Annotated in this window: 1 protein-coding gene; it reads right to left on the bottom strand. The window is 68.8% G+C overall.

Going from position 1 to position 247, the window contains the following annotated elements; translation table 11 throughout:
- A partial coding sequence (locus SB754_RS22170) for a 2,4'-dihydroxyacetophenone dioxygenase family protein (protein ID WP_410784445.1) occupies positions 1-247 on the bottom strand: 247 nt, incomplete at both ends.

The raw sequence follows: 247 nt of genomic DNA, 5'->3' as shown, positions 1-247 counted from the left end.
CTCGTACCCCAGCACCGTGCCCACGGGGTCGACATAGGCCATGATGCCGTTGACCTGGAAGAGGGTGATCATCTCCTCCACGTCCTCCGGCACGACCAGGGTGTGGGTCTCGCCCGGCGGCTCGAAGACATAGGCGCCGGGCACGGCCTCCCAGTCGTGCTCCAGGTAGTGCCAGCGCCCACGCAGGACGAAGCCGTGGACCGGCGCCGGATGACGATGGCGGGAGAGCACGCCGGACTTGCGCACC

The organism is Leifsonia sp. SIMBA_070 (assembly GCF_046534635.1).
In the GTDB taxonomy this organism is placed as follows: domain Bacteria; phylum Actinomycetota; class Actinomycetes; order Actinomycetales; family Microbacteriaceae; genus Leifsonia.
Note: the sequence above shows the minus strand (reverse complement) of the source record. Positions and strands in the feature narration are given on the sequence as shown.